Origin of the sequence: Haemophilus sp. HMSC068C11 (genome assembly GCF_001815355.1) — a bacterium.
In the GTDB taxonomy this organism is placed as follows: Bacteria; Pseudomonadota; Gammaproteobacteria; order Enterobacterales; family Pasteurellaceae; genus Haemophilus_D.
Window position 1 is genome coordinate 167,637 of the sequence record NZ_KV820360.1, and the last position, 18,072, is coordinate 185,708.

Below are 18,072 nucleotides of genomic sequence, written 5' to 3' on the forward strand. Positions count from 1 at the left end.
AAATAAAAATGCGGTCAATTTTGACCGCACTTTTTTATCTTTCGATAATCGACTTATTTAATCACGCCACATGCCATACGTGGGCCGCCACCGCCAAGTGGAGCTGGATGATCTGAGTGGTTATCGCCACCTGCGTGAATCATAATAGAATGGCCACGAACTTCATCTAATTTTTTAAGACGTGGCGCTAAAACAGGGTTAGTTGCTGTACCATCATGTAATACAGTTAAAGCCGGTAAGTCACCTAAGTGAGCATCATCTTGCCATGGGTAACCATGTTGTTTTGCGCCTTTAGGATCCCAGTGACCGCCAGCTGCTAAACCTGCTGTTAATTTACCGTCTTTTTCTTTTGGATCACAGCTTGGATTTTCATGAATGTGGAAACCATGTAAACCTTCAGCTAAACCTTGTAGATTTGGTGTAAACACTAAACCATAATTTGATTCAGTAATAGTTACAGTCCCTACATCTTTGTTACCATTTGCAGGATCTAATTGTTGTACTTTTACTTCGATAGAAGGACCTGCTGGTTTTGCCATATGGTCATGTGCATTTGCCACGCCAGCAGCACAAATTCCGCTGATTGCTAATGCTAAGAGAGTTTTCATTTTCATCATAAGCTCCTTTACTTTAGAAAGACTCAAATTGATTCTACCTAAATACCAATAAAAAAATAGTGGTTTATATTAAGTATTTGACAATTAAATTGATTTGATTTTTCTATCAATCAAACCTATCCGCCAATAAAAACTGTAAGACGGCATCCATTCTTAAATGCGGGATACTTTCACCTTGTTGTAAAACTTGAGGTTCAAAGGAATCAAAATCAAAAGATTGTTTTGACCAGAACTCTGCATTAGGTAGTTTACTTGGTACAGACCCTGGATAAAGCGTAATAAGTTGCTTATCTAAAGAACGCACACCTTGAATAGCTTTGATTTGTTTACCGTTTTGATTAACTAAAACCTGTTTAGTCGCACGAATAGCAGCAATTGCCGTGTATTCTGTATCAATCCCTTCAAATTCCACATGACGACCACCCTCTTGCACCAATTGACGCATCAGGCTGATTAAGTTTTGAATTTGATCTGTCGTAATATGATCGGCTTTTGTTGCCACAAACATGAGCTTATCAATATTCGGGGAAAACAAGCGATTAAGCAAATTACGTTTGCCATAATGGAAATTTTTGAAAAGCTGATTAAGCCCTATTTGCATATCAATAAAAGCTTGTTGACTATGATTCAGTGGCGTTAAGCAATCGGCTAAAATCACTTGACGATCAAAAGTCGAAAAATAATTTTCATAAAAACCTTTCACCACTTTATTGCGATAATAATCATATCGCTTATTTAGTACCGCAAAATAGCTATTGGATTTTGTTTCTCTTTTCAGTTTTTGCCATTGCTCTTCCGACAAATGCAATAACGGGAAAAATTGCAATACAGGCGCACCTTCTAATTCGCCTGGTAAGACAAATCGGCCTGGTTGGATAAACTGCATTCCTTCAGATTTGCAGGAAAGCAAATAATCAGTATAAGATTTTGCAATCTGCGCTAAAACATCTTCATTGATGACCGCACTTAGGTCGAGTTTTTTTAGTTTCTCCAACCAATCTTGCGCAAACTGTTGACGAATACCCGATGTAATTTTGGCTTGTTCAAGTGACCATTGTTGAAAGTCTAAATTCAGCAAAGGTAAATCCAATAGCCATTCACCGGGATAATCAAAAATATCTAAATATAATGTGCCACGCTCTTTAAAATGACGAAGTAAACCTGATTGGCGTTCAAAACGGATAGCAAGGCGTGTTTCACTTACCCCTCGAGTAGATTGGCACCATTGTGGAGGATTATTCATTAAATCATTGAGATTCGCTTCATAATCAAAACGTGGAATACTTAAATCCTGCTGAGGTACACGTTTCACGGCCAAAATAGATTGATTTCGGGCAGCCTCAAATAAAGGGAGATGAACATTTTCCTCTTGATTAATATGTAACAATTGATTAATCAAACTTGTAATAAAGGCTGTTTTACCGCTTCGACTTAGCCCTGTCACAGCCAAACGCAAAGTGCGGTCAAATCCACGATTAATTATTTGATTAATTTCCCGATTAATTGATTTAAACATATCCTAAAATCCAATAACTAGCCATTTTTGCCAAGATATTTTACAATTCACTCAATTTATCACAAAACGGTCTTTAATAATAAAGCTATGTTACGTCGAAATGTCACTTTTTGTTTTTTATTGTGTGGGTTGAGCCAAATTAATCTGGCACAAGCCGCGCCAAGCATACCCAAAATGCTGACAGAAAATGGCTTAACATACTGCACGAATGCATCAGGCTTTTCCTTTAATCCGCAAACTGCCGATGCGGGCACCAGTATGAATGTGGTGACGGAGCAAATTTATAACAAATTGTTTGATATTAAAGACCACAGTGCAGCACTTGTTCCTGTGTTAGCGCAATCCTATTCTATTTCATCTGATGGAAAACAAATTCTTATTAATCTTCGTAAAGGGGTGAAATTCCATCATACCTCTTGGTTTACACCAACACGAGACTTTAATGCAGAAGATGTCGTCTTTTCGATTAATCGTGTTTTAGGGCATGATACTTATCTGCCTACACTTTCAGATGATGTGGTCACCTACAAAAATCCGCAATATAAAATTTTCCACGAGCAAGCCAAAAAGGTTCACTTTCCGTATTTCGAAAGTATTAAGCTCAATCAAAAAATTAAAAGCATCACGGCAACGAATCCTTATCAGGTCAAAATTGACCTGTTTGAACCCGATGCCTCAATTCTGTCGCATCTTGCCAGTCAATACTCTATTATTTTCTCGCAAGAATATGCGTATCAATTAAGTGCCGATGATAATCTCACCCAATTGGACACCCACCCTGTTGGCACAGGCCCTTATCAAGTGAAAGATTACGTTTATAACCAATATGTTCGCTTGGTACGCAATGAGGATTATTGGAAAAAAGAAGCCAAAATTAAAAATATTATTGTAGATCTTTCGGCGGATCGTACGGGACGTTTAATTAAATTCTTTAATAATGAATGTCAAATCGCGTCTTATCCTGAAGTTAGCCAACTCGGTTTGTTAAGCGAAAAGGACGACCGTTATTATCTGCAATCTACGGATGGAATGAACTTGGCCTATTTGGCTTTCAATTTCCAAAAGCCATTAATGCAGGATAAAACCATTCGCCAAGCCATTTCACAAAGCTTAAACCGTTTTAGAATTGTGCGAAATATTTACCACAACACGGCAACGGTGGCGAATAACATTATTCCTGAAATTTCTTGGGCTTCGGCAATTAATACGCCCGATTTTCCTTATGATTATCAGCCTGCAGAAGCAGAGAAAACATTACGCGATAAAAAACTCACGTTAAATATGTGGGTGATGAATGAAGAGCAAGTGTATAACCCAGCCCCAATTAAAATGGCGGAGCTCATTAAATGGGATTTAGCCAAAGCCGGCGTGGATGTTAAAGTGCGGTCAGTCACACGTACATATTTAATCGAACAATTACGCAAAGGCACAGAAGATTACGATTTAATCTTAACGGGTTGGCTTGCTGGAAACCTTGATCCTGACGGTTTTATGCGTCCGATTTTAAGTTGTGATACGCAAAATGAAATCACGAATTTATCAAATTGGTGTAATCCTGAATTTGATAAGATGATGAATCGTGCGCTGGCGACCAATCATTTATATGAGCGCTCTAAAGCATATAACAATGCACAAGACCTCATCTTGAACGAATTGCCTATTGTGCCAATTGCAAACGTCAAACGACTTTTGGTCGCTCGCGGCAATGTTAAAGGAATCGAGATGACCCCATTTGGTAGCATCAATTTTTCTACCTTGTATTTCATGAAAAATAAGGAGAATAAATAATGCTCGTTTCAGCGATCCGTCATGTGATTTGGGTAAGCATTTTATTATTGATTTTATCCGTATTAAGTTTTGTGATTTTAATGCGAGATCCGCTCAACACCGATCTTGTCACAAATAACATTTATAGTGCTTATTATCATTACCTTACATCATTGTTACAGGGCGATTTAGGGATTACCTATAACGGCGGAGAATCCTTAAAAGATTTAATTTTTACGGTATTGCCACCCACATTAGAACTCTGTTTTACTGCGCTCTTATTAGCTTGTATCTTAGGTATTCCTCTCGGTGTATTAAGTGCGGTCTATAATCAACGTGTTTTTTCACGTACATTGCAGAGTATATCCAATGTTGGTTTGTCTATTCCGATTTTCTGGTTTGCCCCAATTTTGCTTTATGTAGCAGCGATTCAAAGCTGGGAGATCGCAGCCATTGGGCAATATAATTTACTCTATGAAATCAAACCTATCACGGGTTTCCCTATTATTGATGTGTGTTTTGTAGATGTGCCTTACCGAACTAAAATCGTACAAAATGTTTTACAACATCTAGCCTTGCCTACATTAGTGCTTTGTATTCTGCCGAGCATGGAATTTATCCGCATCATTCAGCAACGGGCAGATTATTTACTTCAACAAGAATATGCTAAAGCGGCAGCAACACGTGGCTGGTCAAAATGGACGATTTTAAGACGTTATGTTTTCCGCAATACTTTTCCATTATTGATTCCACAACTTACGCGTGTATTTACCTTAGTGTTAACGCAATGTATGTTGGTTGAGACGGTATTAGGCTGGCCAGGAATTGGACGTTGGCTCATTGATGCCGTAACCCAACAAGATTACAACAGTATTTCTGCCGGTGTCGTGGTAATTGGTATTTGTATCATTATTATTGATACCTTCGCCAAGTTGCTCATGTTTGTATTAGATCCATTGAATAAGAAGGGCTGGTATGCAAGATAGAGAACCTGATGAATTTCGCGAAAGCACCTCCTTCTTTCAGATTTGGTTGCTTTTCCGTCAGAATCGCGTGGCATTATTCTGTTTCTATTTATTTTGTCTTCTGATTTTGACCGCACTTTTTCCTAAACTCATTATGCCTTATAGCGAAAGCATGGAGTTTGTAGGAGAAGAACTCATGCCGCCATCTTGGGTAGAAAAAGGTCGTATTGCTTTTTTCTTTGGTACCGATGATCTTGGGCGTGATGTACTCAGTCGATTAATTATGGGCACACAATATACTCTCGGTTCCTCTCTTTTAGTGGTCATTGCTGTGGCAATTATTGGTGGCGCATTAGGTATTCTTGCCGGTATGTCAGAAGGGATTAAATCTCGTTTCTTAGGCCATATTTTTGATGCGTTTTTGTCTATCCCCATTTTGTTGATTGCTATTATTATTTCTACGTTAATGGAACCGAGCTTAATAAATGCCATGTTTGCCACTATGTTGGCTATTTTGCCGTATTTTGTCCATGCGATTTATCAAGCGATTCAACAAGAACTAAAGAAAGACTATGTACTCTTACTGAAATTAGATGGTATTTCAAACTGGGAATTATTAAAAACTACAATCTTGCCAAATATTAGTGTCGTCTATACGCAAGAAATTTCTCGAGCATTTGTGGTCGCTATTTTAGATATTACAGCTCTCAGCTTTATTTCTCTAGGTGCACAACGTCCAATGCCAGAATGGGGCGCAATGATTAAAGATTCATTAGAATTAATTTATCTTGCACCATGGACAGTTTTATTACCGGGCTTTGCTATTATTTTCACCATTTTATTAAGCATTATTTTTACTAACGGATTGTGTAAAGCAATCAATAAATACTACGAGTAACCCATGGCGCTGTTAGATATTCGCAATCTTAATATTGAAATTCAAACACCAAACGGTCGCATGAAAATTGTGGACGGCGTCAATCTTTCGCTTAATGAAGGGGAAATTCTAGGGCTCGTCGGTGAATCAGGTTCAGGTAAAAGTTTAATCGCTAAAGTAATCAGTAATTCCATTAAAGATAACTGGATTGTCACCGCTGACCGTTTTCGTTTTAATGATGTTGAATTGCTTAAACTGACGCCGAATCAACGTCGAAAAATCGTTGGAAAAGAAATTTCAATGATCTTCCAAAACCCATTAAGTTGCCTTGATCCAAGCCGAAAAATTGGTAAACAGCTTATCCAAAGTATTCCAAACTGGACCTTTAAAGGCCGTTGGTGGCAGTGGTTTGGTTGGAAAAAACGTCGTGCGATTGAGTTACTGCACCGTGTAGGGATTAAAGATCACCAAGATATTATGGCGAGTTATCCAAATGAACTCACTGAAGGTGAAGGCCAAAAAGTGATGATTGCCGTAGCAGTGGCGAATCAACCTCGATTATTAATTGCGGATGAACCCACTAATTCTTTAGAGTCCATTACGGCATTGCAAATTTTCCGTTTGCTTTCAAGTATGAACCAAAACCAAGGTACAACAATTTTATTAGCCAGTAACGATCTTAAAAGTATCAGTGAATGGTGTGATAGCATTTCCGTTCTTTATTGTGGGCAAAATACAGAGTCTGGGCCGACCGACCAAATATTAGAAATGCCTCATCATCCTTATACACAAGCATTACTTTACTCTGTTCCCGATTTTAGTCGCCCTTTAGGTTTTAAAAGCAAATTAGGGACATTAGAAGGAACTGTGCCGATTTTGGAACAAATGCCGATTGGCTGTCGTTTAGGACCTCGCTGCCCTTTTGCTCAGCGTGAATGTATTCAAAAGCCAAGCCGATATCGCATTAAACAGCATGAGTTTTCCTGCCATCATCCGATTAATCTTCGAGAACGGCAGTTTAAAGATAAAATTGCAACTTCACCGCTTACGCTAAATACCGAATCAAAAGGAAACGAATAATGCCATTATTACAAGTGGAAAATCTCAGTAAAACCTTTGATGAACCCGCAAAACTTTTTGGTTTCGAGCAATTTTATGCGGTAAAAGACGTCAGCTTTACGCTTAACCGTAAAGAAACGCTTGCGATTATCGGTAAAAATGGTTCGGGTAAATCGACCTTAGTAAAAATGATCGCAGGGATAACTCCCCCTGCTTCAGGAAAAATCTTATTTAATGATTTACCATTACAATTCGAAGATTTTCACTATCGCGCACAGCATATTCGAATGGTTTTCCAAGATGCGAATTCAGCGTTTAACCCGCGTTTAAATATTGGACAAGCCTTAGATGCACCACTACGATTAATTACCGATTGGGATGAAGAGACTCGCAATGAAAAGATCTTTGAAACGCTCTCATTGGTAGGGCTTTATCCTGATTATACGAATCTGAAAATTAAACACCTTTCGGTCAGTCAAAAACAGCGTATCGCCTTAGCTCGTGCGCTGATTCTTCAACCTGAGATCATTATTATTGATGATGCATTGAGTACATTAGATGCCTCTGTGCGTATTCAATTGCTTAATCTGATTTTAGATTTACAAGAACATTTAGGCATTTCCTATATTTATGTTGGACAAAATTTAGGCATTATCAAACATATAGCAGATCAAGTTTTAGTAATGGATGAAGGTGAGATTATCGAGTCTGGCACTCCGAGAGAGATCTTTACCAATCCTCAAAATAATATTACTCGCCTACTTGTAGAAAGTCATTTTGGTCAATTGCTTGATGAAAATGCTTGGCAAACAACTACTTCCTAATTCTCTGTCAAACAAGTTAGGCATAGACATCTCAAAAAAACGTCTTTAAAATTGACCGCTCTTTTCATTCTTTTTAACAAAATAGGAAAGCAACTATGCAAGCGTTATTAAAACTCACTAACTTTGTGAGCAAAACTTTCGCATTATGGGCGATTGTTTTTGCTCTTCTCGCCTTTCTCTTCCCTGAGCAATTCAAAATTTTTGCACCCTACATTCCTTACCTTTTAGGTTTGGTGATGTTTGGCATGGGGATTACCTTAACTTTCGCTGATTTCAGTGAAGTGGCTAAACATCCTAAATCAGTATTCATTGGTGTAGCGGGTCAATTTATCATTATGCCGGCTATTGCCTTTGGATTAGCAAAAGCCTTTGATTTGCCAGCTGATTTAGCGGTTGGTGTCATTCTTGTGGGTTCTTGCCCTGGTGGTACTTCATCAAACGTAATGACTTATTTAGCGAAAGGTAACACTGCGCTTTCTGTTGCTTGTACCACAATCTCAACCTTGCTTTCACCAGTATTAACCCCTGCTATTTTCTATGTATTAGCAAGTCAATGGTTAGATATTGATGCCGGTGCAATGTTTATGTCTGTATTAAAAATGGTATTGTTCCCAATTTTCTTAGGGTTAGTCGTTCGTGCGCTCTTCAAAAAACAGGTGGAGCAAGCAAGCCAAACTATGCCATTAGTGTCTGTTATTTCTATCGTCTTAATCTTGGCAGCCGTTGTAGCAGTAAGTAAAGATAAGATCGTAGAATCTGGCCTATTAATTTTCAGTGTAGTGGTTTTACATAACTGCTTAGGCTATTTAATTGGTTACTTTGCAGCGAAATTATTTAAACTTAATACTGCAGATAGCAAAGCGGTGGCAATTGAAGTGGGTATGCAAAACTCAGGTTTAGGTGCTGCACTGGCAGCTGCTCATTTCAACCCAATTGCCGCGGTACCAAGTGCTTTATTTAGTTTCTGGCACAATGTATCAGGTCCAATTTTGGCAAATATTTTCTCCAATATCAAAAATGAAAAATAAACTAATTGGATAAAAAATAAGGGCGGAAATTACATTCCGCCCTTTTTTATACTTTATGAATTACTTCACTGAACCACAATTTAAACAATATAAATACTGCCCTTTTGGATCATTAAATTGGCTTAACACATTCAGTTGTTTTTTCACTTGGTGCACTTCCTGTGGCAGTCCCAACCAATTTGTCAGTAACGCTTGACCTTTTTGTTTAAGCTTGCGATCTAATTTAGCAAAGAAACTATTATCTTCATCCACCAACCATTGCACACTAAAATTATCCATGTATTTATCGGGATGTTGATTGACTAGTGCGACCACTTTATCAATGGCTACATCAATATCACCTAATTCATCCACTAAGCCATTTTTCTGTGCATCTTGCCCTAACCACACTTGGCCCTGAGCAATTTTATCCACTTTATCTTTTGATAATTGACGACCACGGCTTACCATATCTAAGAAACGCTCATAACCATTTTCGATGCTAAGTTGATAAATATCCTGTGTATTTTTACCTAATGGACTTAAAGCTGACGTTTCCGCGAGATCCGTTGTCGCTACGCTATCAGTACTCATTCCCATTTTTTTGATTGTATTTTCAAAGGTTGGGAATAATGCAAAAATCCCGATTGACCCCGTAATCGTATTTTTATCTGCCACGATATAGTCGGCAGTTGAAGAAATCCAATAACCACCAGAGGCTGCCATGCCCCCCATGGATACCACAACAGGTTTGCCTGCTTTTTGAAGATTTTCAGTTTCCTGGCGAATAATTTCTGATGCAAATGCACTGCCGCCTGGTGAGTTAACACGGAGAACAACCGCCTTCACTTTCTCGTTATCGTGGGCTTGTCTCAATAACTTCGCAATGGTATCGCCGCCAGCTGATTCTTCATCGCTTTCACCATCAATAATTGTCCCTTCGACATTCACTACCGCAACGATATTTTTTTCATTTGGATCAACAGAGAAACGATCGCCTAAATCAGATAAATAATCTTCAAAATCCACTAATTTGGCTTTGCCTTCTTCACCTTGACCAAAAAGTGCGGTCAATTTTTTATCTAAATCCAATCTTGTCGCAAACTGTGTCACTAACTGACGTTTTTTCACATAAGCCGTTTCATCACCTTTTAATGCTTTTAAATCACTAATATATTTTTGTGCATTCGGTAATACATCATTGGCGGTAATATGACGATTAACCATTAGTGTTTGCATATAGTTTTGCCACATGCCACCAAGCCATTTTTGCATATTCGCTTTTGCTTCTGACGACATATCATCACGTAAGAAAGGTTCTACCGCTGACTTATATGTCCCTACACGGAAAATATGTGGTGTAATTTCAAGTTTTTCGAGCATGGATTTAAAGTAAAGGTTTTCCTGACGCAAACCTTGAATACCGACTTGCCCAATTGGATTGAGATAAATGTCATCCGCAAAACTCGCGAGAAAATACTGTGCCTGCGTGTAATTATCAGCATAAGCAATAACCGGCTTTTCTGACTCTTTGAAGCTTTGAATCGCTTTTCCTACATATTCTAATGAGGGAAGATCGCCCCCTTCAAAGTCATTTAAATTCAGCACTAAACCACGAATTCGTTCATCATCTTTCGCAGATAAAATACTTTGCACCACATCAAACGTAGAATATTTATACGAGACCTTTTCATTATTTAAACGTTGAAACTCCTCTTGCCAACTCAACATATCCTCTGTGTTATCTGCAAGATAGCCTGTTAAATTTAAATATAATGCACCTTGATCGCCTGATAAAACTTGGTTTTTCTTACCATCACTAAAAAGGCTGACAAGCACAATCAACGCTAAAACAAACAGTAAGAACACAAAATTCATCACAAGATTTCGGATAAAATTGAGCGCTTTACAACAAAATTTCAATACGCTTAAGATGACATTCATGCGAAATTAAACCTTTAAAACAGAAATAAAAATTGTGCGTAGCCTATCATAAAGTCCCGTGAAAAACTATGCTATAATCAACCGCACTTAACTAGAATAAGGAAAATACTATGGATGCATTAACCCTTTTAACACAACGTAAATCGAATAAAAAATTAACCGCACCAGTCCCTAGCCAAGTGCAATTAGAACAAATGTTTCAAGCCGCTTTACATACACCTGATCATGGTAAACTTGAGCCTTATCATTTCGTGGTAATCCAAGGCACAGGTTTAAGTAAATTGGAAAGCTTGCTCAAAGCGGCGGTGACTGAATTTGATTTAGGTGAAGAACGATTAAAAAAAGCAGAGAATTTTGCACGCCGTGCGCCGATGGTCATTGCGGTGATTGCTAAAATTAATCATGAAGTGAAAAAAGTACCAGGTTGGGAACAAATGCTTACTGCAGGTGCAGCAACTTATGCGATTCAACTTGCGGGCAATGCATTGGGTTTTGAAAGTTTTTGGGCAACTGGTCCTCTCGTTGAGGGACGTGAATTACGTGAAGCATTTGGTTGTGACAAAAATGATAAGATCGTTGCCTTATTACAAATTGGTACCGCAGCTGAAAAATTAGAAAGAGACTGTAAACCAAAAGATTTATCACGTTTTGTGAGCCATCTATAAAGATCAAAAAAGGCGGAGATTTCCGCCTTTTCTATTCATGTTATTCAAACTCGCCTTCTAATCCACTTCGGATTTTATTTTCAAACGCTGTATAGTCCACTAAAAACGCATCGTGACCATAATCCGATGGGAATTCGTAGAATCTTAAATCCACGCCTGCTTGCTCTAAAAGCTGTTTACTTTTATGCAAATCAATGGATTTAAATAGTTGATCTGTTGTCACTGAAACCAATGTATAGCAGGCTTTAATTCGAGATAAGGCTTCTTTGACATCCGTATACCCTACGCTAGGATCATACAGATCAAGAGCACGCAATAAATGCAAATAGGTGTTAGCATCAAAACGCTCTAAGAATTTTTTACCTTGATAACTCAAATAGGATTCCACTTGAAAGTGATCACCCCAAAATTGTCCTTCAGATTTAGTCGCTCGTCCAAATGCCTTGGCTAACTGTACATCTGTCCGATAAGTTAACATTCCCAACATACGAGCAATAGAAAGACCTTGATTAGGCGGTGTCCCTTCATAATAATCACCATTATTAAAATTCGGATCATTAATGACAGCCTGACGCATCACATGATTAAACCCAATAGCTTCTGCACTGAAGAAAATCGAAGAGCAAAGATTCACAATATTATCCATAAAATCCGGATAATCAATTGCCCATTGTGTAGCTTGCATACCGCCAAAAGAGCCGCCCACTATCGCTTTTAGATGTGTTATACCGAGATAGTCAAGTAACGCTTTTTGTACTTTGATAATATCTTGAACAATAATATTGGGGAACTGACTACCATAAGGTTTTCCCGTAGTGGGATTAATTGAGCTTGGTCCCGTTGTTCCTTTACAACCGCCTAATACATTTGAACAAATGAAAAAATATTTAGATGTGTCAAATGCGAGGCCATCCCCCATAAAATTTTGCCACCAACCATCTTTATTCGGTTCATCAAAATAAGGTTCTGCATCTCCCGTTAAGGCATGACAAATCAATACAGCATTGCTTTTATCTGCATTTAAAGTCCCGTAAGTTTGATACGCGACATTGATAGGCGAAAGCTGCCCACCCAATGTTAATTGGAGGGGATTGTCTTGAAAAAGCACGACATTTTGCACAGCCATTAAAATGATAACCTTTTACGTTGATGATTTAACAATTATCAACAGCTCATGTTTTTTGTCAAGAAATTTTAGACGTTTAGACGTCTAAATATTTCCTTATCAATTTGGTAGACAAATTACACTTGAAATTATTTTGATTTTTCAGTATGTTAGCCATATGCAACTATCCAAAATGCGGTTAAAAATGACCGCACTTTCATGGCTCTCTCGCCTTCCGCTGAAAAAACTCCTCGGCTACGCTTTGGGGTTAGGTTTACTCGTCTTGATTGGTTGCTTCACCATTGATCGTGCTATTAGTTTCTATGTACAAGATCGCGTTTATGAAGACGTTGAAACGCTCCCACATCGCCACTATGCATTAGTATTGGGCACATCCAAATATGTCGCCAAAGGTAAAACCAACAAATATTACGACTACCGTTTGGAAGCATCAAAATACTTAATCGATCAAAATAAAGTTGATTATTTACTGCTAAGTGGTGATAACCGCACGCTTCAATATAACGAGCCGCGTACCATGTTTTTGGATCTACGTAAAATGGGCGTGTCTGAAAGCGTCATGTTTAAAGATTTTGCAGGCTTCCGCACCTTAGACTCTGTTGTGCGAGCAAATAAAGTTTTCCAAGTGCCCTCTTTTACTATTATCAGTCAAAAATTCCATTGTGAACGTGCTCTGCTTATTGCGAAACATTACGATATTGACGCAATTTGTTTCACCGCAAAACAGCCAGAAGTTTATTTTGGAACACGTGTCCGCGAAATGTTTGCTCGCGTGAAAGCCGTATTAGACTTAATTATCGGGGTAAAACCTTATTTTCTTGGCACGCCAGAGCCACTGCCAATGCCTGCTGAATAGTTAATGATTCTTTAATTTTTCCCCTGTTTAATCAAAAAAGATCTAAATAAAAAGATTTTTATACGATTTTTTATCATATTTATTTGACAATTTTTACTTAAATCGCTATTTCTAATAGCCATCATAAAACACAACATCTTACTTTTTCATTTTAGAGGATTATCTTATGTCTCATTTATCGGTAGCAAAATTTGGTGGTACATCCGTCGCGAACTATTCCGCTATGCAAGCTTGTGCCAAAATCGTCATTGCAGATCCTAATACTCGCGTTGTCGTGCTTTCTGCATCAGCTGGTGTAACAAACTTATTAGTTGCCTTAGCCAATGGTGTCGAAGCTGAAGAGCGCGCAAAATTAATTGGTGAAGTCCGCCAAATTCAAGAAAACATTTTAAATGAATTAAAAGATGACAGTCGCATTCGTCCTATCATTGAAAAATACTTAGAAAATATTACCGCACTTTCTGAAGCGGCTAGCCTTGCGACATCACTTGCTTTAACTGATGAACTCATTAGTCATGGTGAAATGATGTCAACGCAAATTTTCATTGAAGTATTAAGAGAATTACAAACTTCTGCCACTTGGGTTGATGTACGTACTTTAGTGGCAACTAATGATAACTTTGGTAAAGCCGCACCAGATGATGCACAAACTCAAGCGAACTGTGATAATTTATTAAAACCATTAATTGACCGTGGTGAATTAGTCATCACTCAAGGCTTTATCGGTCGTGAACCAGGCGGTAAAACCACAACGTTAGGGCGTGGTGGTAGCGACTACTCTGCTGCACTTTTAGCAGAAGTATTAAACGCAAAAGACGTCTTAATTTGGACTGATGTGGCCGGTATTTATACGACTGACCCACGTATCGTACCAAATGCACAACGCATTAATACCATGAGCTTTGCTGAAGCGGCTGAAATGGCAACCTTTGGGGCGAAAGTATTACACCCTGCGACATTACTTCCTGCTGTGCGCAGTAATATCCCTGTTTATGTGGGTTCAAGTAAAGCACCAGAGGCTGGTGGTACTTGGGTAACTCGTGATCCTCAACCTCGTCCAACATTCCGTGCAATTGCATTACGTCGCGATCAAACCCTATTAACACTTTCAAGTCTCAGTATGCTACATGCACAAGGCTTCCTAGCGAATGTATTCACTATCTTAGCGAAACATAAAATTTCAGTGGATACGATCACAACCTCTGAAGTAAGCATTGCATTAACCTTAGATAAAACTGGCTCAGCTTCATCTGGTGTAGAATTACTTTCACCAGAATTATTAGAAGAATTAAGCCAATACTGCACCGTGAAAGTTGATACAGGACTATCACTTGTTGCATTAATTGGAAATGACTTACACCTCGCTTCTGGTGTAGCAAAACGTATTTTCGACACACTCGAAGGCTATAACATTCGCATGATTAGCTATGGCGCAAGCACGAATAACATTTGTATGCTAGCGCATAGTGACAAAGCGGATGACGTAGTACGTTCATTACATAAATCGTTGTTTGAATAATAAATTTAGAGAAAGTGCGGTTAAAAATAACCGCACTTTTTTACGTTTTGAATTTGAGATTAAGGCAAAAAAAGAGTAAAGTAATCGTTTGTCTGATTTATAAACTTACGCAAAACTTAAGGCGGAAATTATGGGAAAAAGTGTTGTTGTTCTTGGCGCTCAATGGGGCGATGAAGGGAAAGGCAAGATCGTTGATTTATTAACGGATCGAGTCAAATATGTGGTGCGTTACCAAGGTGGTCACAACGCAGGTCACACGTTAATTATTAATGGTGAAAAAACTGTATTACGCTTAATTCCATCTGGTATTTTACGTGATAACGTGACCTGTTTAATCGGTAACGGTGTGGTACTTTCTCCTGCTGCATTAATGCAAGAAATGGGCGAATTAGAAAACCGTGGCGTAAAAGTACGTGAACGTTTATTAATTTCAGAAGCTTGTCCATTAATCCTACCTTATCACGTTGCAATGGATCACGCGCGTGAAGCCGCGTTAGGCAAAAAAGCCATCGGTACAACCGGTCGTGGTATCGGCCCCGCTTATGAAGATAAAGTGGCTCGTCGTGGTTTACGTGTGGGCGATTTATTCAATCGTGAAGCCTTTGCTGAAAAATTAAAAAATATCCTTGAATACTATAATTTCCAATTGGTGAACTACTACAAAGTAGAACCTGTTGATTATCAAAAAACATTAGACGATGTGTTCGCGGTAGCTGATATTATTACTGGTATGGTGGCAGATATCACAACTATCTTAGATACTGCTCGCAAAAATGGAGACAACATTTTATTCGAAGGTGCACAAGGTACCATGCTTGATATCGACCACGGCACCTATCCGTATGTAACCAGTTCTAACACTACAGCAGGCGGTGTAGCGACTGGTTCTGGGTTTGGCCCTCGTAACCTTGATTATGTGTTAGGTATCATCAAAGCATACTGTACACGTGTTGGTGGCGGTCCATTCACCACAGAATTATTAGATGAAACTGGTGCTGAAATTGCTCGTAAAGGTAATGAATTTGGTGCGGTAACTGGTCGTCCTCGTCGTTGTGGTTGGTTTGATGCCGTGGCCATTCGTCGTGCAATTCAACTGAACTCGATTTCTGGCTTCTGTATGACCAAATTAGACGTATTAGATGGTTTCGATGAAGTGAAAATCTGTACGGCTTACAAAATGCCAAATGGCGAAATCGTTGAATATGCTCCATTAGCAGCGAAAGATTGGGAAGGCGTAGAGCCAATTTACGAAACCTTACCAGGCTGGAAAGAAAACACCTTCGGTGTAACTGATGTAAATAAATTACCGCAAACTTGCCGTGATTACATCAAACGTATCGAAGAAGTCACTGGTGTACCGGTAGCTATCCTTTCAACGGGTCCAGATCGTGTTCAAACAATGATTTTACGCGATCCATTTGCAGCATAAAATGGCATAAAAATAAACCGCACTTTGGCACAGCCAAGTGCGGTTATTTTTTAAGGAGTTTTTGATGACTGAACAAGATATTGCTGACTACCTAAAAAATCACCCTGATTTTTTTACCCATCGTCCAGAACTACTTCAACAGCTTAGTATTCCGCATAGCCATGAAGAAGGGACGATTTCGTTAGTCGAAGCGCAGCTTGCTCAGCAACGAGAACAGATCAAAACGCTTACTCAACTCCTCGAAAAATTTCATCAACTTGCTCATCAAGAAGCAGATATCTTCTTTGCTCTTTTGCCTTTGCAGAAAAGGCTATTTCAAACAGAAGACTTTATCGTCATCAATGAAAAGTTAGATGACTGGGCAAAAGGTTATGAGCTAGAAGGTGCCAAAATCTTACTTTTCACTGACAGCTGGCAAAAAAAGGACACTATTTCTGAACAACATTGGTTAGACCGAAAAGCCTTTGAACTCATTCGCCTAGAGCGCATGGGTTTACGCCAATTCTATTTAGGCGATCTATCCAATAAAGAAAAAGCCCTCATGTTCCTTCCAGAAGAGCTCCCTATCGGTTCTGTGGCGATTTGCCGTTTAGGTGGAACACCTCAAAAACCAACCGCACTTTTACTCTTCAAATCTCGAGACACAGACCGTTTCCACAACGACCAAGACACAACATTTCTTCGACATTTAGTCGATATTGTGGAATTGCATTTGGGAAGATGGCTTTAAACGTTATTAAGTGATCTCTATCACAAATCTGAAAATTATTTAAATTTAGACTTTTATATTCAAATATTTAAGCGTATTTTGTAGGTTAGATGTTTTGGTATAAATGTCGATCGTAGTTTGATCTCATTTACTGATTTTATCCCTATCTCAGTGAGGTTTCATTATGAATAAAAAAATGTCTTTAACATTGATTGCCATTGGACTAGGTATGTCACTTAGTAATATGGCTGCGGCACAAGAAAAATTAATTGTGTACACATCAATGAAAGAATCATTAATTGGTGCATTAAAAGCAAAATTTACTGAAAAACATCCAGATGTTGAAATGGATTATCAGTCTGCCGGCGCCGGAAAATTGATGGCTAAAATTGCAACGGAAAAAGAATCCGGGAAAATTATGGCCGATGTGATTTGGACAAGTGAAGTACCTGACTTCTTCCAAATGAAAAAAAACGGCATGCTTGAAGCTTATGTTTCTCCTGAAACTGCCAATATTGTTAATCCTATCCCTAACTTTGATGGTTCTTTTACTCCAATCCGCCTCGGTACACTAGCAATCGCCTACAATACCCGCTTCGTTAAAGATAACCCACCTGCTGAATGGGCTGATATCTTAAAACCTGAATATAAAGGTGCGTTTGGTATTGCAAACCCTGCATTATCGGGTACGTCATATATGAGTGTATCTTTATTAAAAGATAAATTTGGTTGGGAATTCTTTGAAAAATTAAAAGCAAATAAAGCTAAAGTGGGTAAAGGTGCAGGACAAGTTATCGATGATACCGCATCTGGTGATTTATTAGCCTCTCTCGCTGTTGACTATATTACCAACGATAAAATCAAAAAAGGCGCGCAATTAAAATTGGTTTATCCAAAAGAAACGCTCGTCATCCCGAGCCCTGCAGCGATCTTAAAAGGCACTGAACACCTTGCTGCTTCACAAAAATTTATTGACTTCTTACTTTCTGAAGATGGGCAAAAAATCATTGCAAATGAAGGAACATTACCAGTTAGAAAAGGTATTGAACTTGATGCTAAATTTGGTATGCCATCTCTAGAAGATGCCGTATCAAGAGCGATTCCTATTGACTATGAAAAATTAATGTCAGAAAAAGAAGAAACAATTAAACATTTCACTCAAATTCTTCAAGGTCGTTAATCAGTAAGGAGT

General features: G+C 38.6%; 16 protein-coding genes. 12 read left to right on the forward strand and 4 right to left on the reverse strand.

The window, feature by feature from the left end; genetic code table 11:
• Positions 1-53: 53 nt before the first annotated feature.
• Positions 54-614 (reverse strand): superoxide dismutase family protein, encoded by a 561-nt coding sequence (gene sodC / locus HMPREF3020_RS02610; RefSeq protein WP_005695896.1) that lies wholly within the window; start codon positions 612-614, stop codon positions 54-56.
• Between the two features lie 109 nt (positions 615-723).
• Positions 724-2,133 (reverse strand): YcjX family GTP-binding protein, encoded by a 1,410-nt coding sequence (locus tag HMPREF3020_RS02615; protein ID WP_005698524.1) that lies wholly within the window; start codon positions 2,131-2,133, stop codon positions 724-726.
• An 87-nt stretch (positions 2,134-2,220) separates the two neighbouring features.
• Here HMPREF3020_RS02615 and HMPREF3020_RS02620 point away from each other — a divergent pair, with 87 nt between their 5' ends.
• From HMPREF3020_RS02620 to HMPREF3020_RS02645, 6 genes are all read left to right on the forward strand, one after another.
• Positions 2,221-3,921 (forward strand): ABC transporter substrate-binding protein, encoded by a 1,701-nt coding sequence (locus tag HMPREF3020_RS02620; RefSeq protein WP_070775448.1) that lies wholly within the window; start codon positions 2,221-2,223, stop codon positions 3,919-3,921.
• Entirely contained in the window at positions 3,921-4,886 is a 966-nt protein-coding gene (locus tag HMPREF3020_RS02625; protein WP_070775449.1) for an ABC transporter permease, read from the forward strand. The genes HMPREF3020_RS02620 and HMPREF3020_RS02625 overlap by 1 nt, the downstream gene beginning before the upstream one ends.
• Positions 4,876-5,763 (forward strand): ABC transporter permease subunit, encoded by an 888-nt coding sequence (locus HMPREF3020_RS02630; RefSeq protein WP_049369009.1) that lies wholly within the window; start codon positions 4,876-4,878, stop codon positions 5,761-5,763. Before HMPREF3020_RS02625 ends, HMPREF3020_RS02630 begins: the two co-directional genes overlap by 11 nt.
• Positions 5,764-5,766: 3 nt before the next feature.
• On the forward strand, positions 5,767-6,822 hold the full coding sequence (locus HMPREF3020_RS02635) for a peptide ABC transporter ATP-binding protein (RefSeq protein ID WP_049365904.1): 1,056 nt from the start codon (positions 5,767-5,769) through the stop codon (positions 6,820-6,822).
• A complete protein-coding gene (locus tag HMPREF3020_RS02640; protein ID WP_070775450.1) occupies positions 6,822-7,625 on the forward strand; it encodes a peptide ABC transporter ATP-binding protein in 804 nt (267 codons plus the stop codon). The genes HMPREF3020_RS02635 and HMPREF3020_RS02640 overlap by 1 nt, the downstream gene beginning before the upstream one ends.
• Before the next feature lie 95 nt (positions 7,626-7,720).
• Entirely contained in the window at positions 7,721-8,653 is a 933-nt protein-coding gene (locus HMPREF3020_RS02645) for a bile acid:sodium symporter family protein (protein ID WP_049365906.1), read from the forward strand.
• A gap of 60 nt (positions 8,654-8,713) precedes the next feature.
• Here HMPREF3020_RS02645 and sppA read toward each other — a convergent pair whose 3' ends face one another.
• Positions 8,714-10,576: a signal peptide peptidase SppA gene (sppA, locus tag HMPREF3020_RS02650; protein ID WP_070775451.1), complete on the reverse strand. Its 1,863-nt coding sequence runs from the start codon at positions 10,574-10,576 to the stop codon at positions 8,714-8,716.
• A gap of 110 nt (positions 10,577-10,686) precedes the next feature.
• On the opposite strand from sppA, the gene HMPREF3020_RS02655 reads away from it, so the two are divergent.
• Entirely contained in the window at positions 10,687-11,241 is a 555-nt protein-coding gene (locus tag HMPREF3020_RS02655; protein ID WP_070775452.1) for a nitroreductase family protein, read from the forward strand.
• A 40-nt stretch (positions 11,242-11,281) separates the two neighbouring features.
• On the opposite strand, the gene HMPREF3020_RS02660 is transcribed toward HMPREF3020_RS02655, so the two are convergent.
• The gene (locus tag HMPREF3020_RS02660; RefSeq protein WP_049365909.1) at positions 11,282-12,367 is read right to left on the reverse strand and encodes a homoserine O-acetyltransferase MetX; all 1,086 of its coding nucleotides are present in this window, start codon (positions 12,365-12,367) and stop codon (positions 11,282-11,284) included.
• 157 nt (positions 12,368-12,524) lie between these two features.
• Here HMPREF3020_RS02660 and HMPREF3020_RS02665 point away from each other — a divergent pair, with 157 nt between their 5' ends.
• The 5 genes from HMPREF3020_RS02665 (at position 12,525) to HMPREF3020_RS02685 (ending at position 18,060) form a co-directional block, all read left to right on the forward strand.
• Positions 12,525-13,223 carry a SanA/YdcF family protein gene (locus HMPREF3020_RS02665; protein ID WP_049365910.1) on the forward strand — a complete coding sequence of 233 codons (699 nt, stop codon included), beginning with the start codon at positions 12,525-12,527 and terminating at the stop codon, positions 13,221-13,223.
• Positions 13,224-13,389: 166 nt separating this feature from the next.
• Entirely contained in the window at positions 13,390-14,742 is a 1,353-nt protein-coding gene (lysC, locus tag HMPREF3020_RS02670; RefSeq protein WP_070775453.1) for a lysine-sensitive aspartokinase 3, read from the forward strand.
• Positions 14,743-14,872: 130 nt separating this feature from the next.
• Entirely contained in the window at positions 14,873-16,171 is a 1,299-nt protein-coding gene (gene purA, locus HMPREF3020_RS02675) for an adenylosuccinate synthase (RefSeq protein ID WP_070775454.1), read from the forward strand.
• Positions 16,172-16,235: 64 nt separating this feature from the next.
• Positions 16,236-16,901, forward strand: a complete 666-nt coding sequence (locus tag HMPREF3020_RS02680; protein WP_070775455.1) for a DUF484 family protein — start codon at positions 16,236-16,238, stop codon at positions 16,899-16,901.
• Between the two features lie 163 nt (positions 16,902-17,064).
• Complete coding sequence (locus HMPREF3020_RS02685; protein WP_014065222.1) at positions 17,065-18,060, forward strand: ABC transporter substrate-binding protein; 996 nt, start codon at positions 17,065-17,067, stop codon at positions 18,058-18,060.
• Positions 18,061-18,072: the final 12 nt, after the last annotated feature.

What these genes read in the sequence shown, in the direction of transcription:
- sodC (WP_005695896.1), bottom strand. Translation starts at nt 614, where the DNA reads ATGAAAATGAAAACTCTCTTAGCATTAGCAATCAGCGGAATTTGTGCT.
- HMPREF3020_RS02645 (WP_049365906.1), top strand. Translation starts at nt 7,721, where the DNA reads ATGCAAGCGTTATTAAAACTCACTAACTTTGTGAGCAAAACTTTCGCA.
- HMPREF3020_RS02630 (WP_049369009.1), top strand. Translation starts at nt 4,876, where the DNA reads ATGCAAGATAGAGAACCTGATGAATTTCGCGAAAGCACCTCCTTCTTT.
- HMPREF3020_RS02655 (WP_070775452.1), top strand. Translation starts at nt 10,687, where the DNA reads ATGGATGCATTAACCCTTTTAACACAACGTAAATCGAATAAAAAATTA.
- HMPREF3020_RS02680 (WP_070775455.1), top strand. Translation starts at nt 16,236, where the DNA reads ATGACTGAACAAGATATTGCTGACTACCTAAAAAATCACCCTGATTTT.
- HMPREF3020_RS02635 (WP_049365904.1), top strand. Translation starts at nt 5,767, where the DNA reads ATGGCGCTGTTAGATATTCGCAATCTTAATATTGAAATTCAAACACCA.
- HMPREF3020_RS02660 (WP_049365909.1), bottom strand. Translation starts at nt 12,367, where the DNA reads ATGGCTGTGCAAAATGTCGTGCTTTTTCAAGACAATCCCCTCCAATTA.
- HMPREF3020_RS02625 (WP_070775449.1), top strand. Translation starts at nt 3,921, where the DNA reads ATGCTCGTTTCAGCGATCCGTCATGTGATTTGGGTAAGCATTTTATTA.
- HMPREF3020_RS02620 (WP_070775448.1), top strand. Translation starts at nt 2,221, where the DNA reads ATGTTACGTCGAAATGTCACTTTTTGTTTTTTATTGTGTGGGTTGAGC.
- HMPREF3020_RS02685 (WP_014065222.1), top strand. Translation starts at nt 17,065, where the DNA reads ATGAATAAAAAAATGTCTTTAACATTGATTGCCATTGGACTAGGTATG.
- purA (WP_070775454.1), top strand. Translation starts at nt 14,873, where the DNA reads ATGGGAAAAAGTGTTGTTGTTCTTGGCGCTCAATGGGGCGATGAAGGG.
- HMPREF3020_RS02640 (WP_070775450.1), top strand. Translation starts at nt 6,822, where the DNA reads ATGCCATTATTACAAGTGGAAAATCTCAGTAAAACCTTTGATGAACCC.
- HMPREF3020_RS02665 (WP_049365910.1), top strand. Translation starts at nt 12,525, where the DNA reads ATGCAACTATCCAAAATGCGGTTAAAAATGACCGCACTTTCATGGCTC.
- lysC (WP_070775453.1), top strand. Translation starts at nt 13,390, where the DNA reads ATGTCTCATTTATCGGTAGCAAAATTTGGTGGTACATCCGTCGCGAAC.
- sppA (WP_070775451.1), bottom strand. Translation starts at nt 10,576, where the DNA reads ATGAATGTCATCTTAAGCGTATTGAAATTTTGTTGTAAAGCGCTCAAT.
- HMPREF3020_RS02615 (WP_005698524.1), bottom strand. Translation starts at nt 2,133, where the DNA reads ATGTTTAAATCAATTAATCGGGAAATTAATCAAATAATTAATCGTGGA.